The organism is Allobosea sp. 2RAB26, from assembly GCF_052115465.1.
Taxonomy (GTDB): domain Bacteria; phylum Pseudomonadota; class Alphaproteobacteria; order Rhizobiales; family Beijerinckiaceae; genus Allobosea.
Genome location: NZ_JBFRGS010000074.1, coordinates 1 through 689, shown reverse-complemented (window position 1 = coordinate 689; position 689 = coordinate 1). Strand labels below are relative to the sequence as shown.

General features: G+C 66.2%; 1 protein-coding gene. It reads right to left on the bottom strand.

Going from position 1 to position 689, the window contains the following annotated elements; genetic code table 11:
- Positions 1 to 689, bottom strand: a 689-nt coding sequence (locus AB4118_RS34070; protein ID WP_441493906.1) for an FtsK/SpoIIIE domain-containing protein, incomplete at both ends; no start/stop codon positions are given.

Below are 689 nucleotides of genomic sequence, written 5' to 3'. Positions count from 1 at the left end.
TGGATATAGGAGGTCGAGGCCTTCTTGTCGCGCAGCACGACCGCGACCGCCTGGTCGTAGGGATCCTCGCTCTCGGCCTGGCCCATGCCGCTCTTGTCGAAGACGGCGCCGCCATCCTCGTCATCGCTGCCGGCCTCCTCCTCGGCGGTGACCGCGTCGAGATAGTCCGGCCGGCCTTGCGTCTTCAGATGCGCCACGACCTTCTCGACCTCGGCATCCGAGACGAACGGCCCGTGCACGCGGGTGATGCGGCCGCCRCCGGCCATGTAGAGCATGTCGCCCTGGCCGAGCAGCTGCTCGGCGCCCATCTCGCCGAGAATGGTGCGGCTGTCGATCTTCGAGGTGACCTGGAACGAGATGCGGGTCGGGAAATTGGCYTTGATCGTGCCGGTGATGACGTCGACCGAGGGCCGCTGGGTCGCCAGCACGACATGGATGCCGGCGGCGCGCGCCATCTGCGCCAGGCGCTGGATCGTGCCCTCGATTTCCTTGCCGGCGACCATCATCAGGTCGGCCATCTCGTCGACGATGACGACGATATAGGGCAGGGGCCCCAGATCCATCACCTCTTCTTCGTAGATCGCCTCGCCGGAATGCTTGTCGAAGCCGGTCTGCACGGTGCGTGTGATGATCTCGCCGGCAGCCAGCGCCTCGCCGACCCGGACATTGAAGCCGTCGATGTTGCGCAC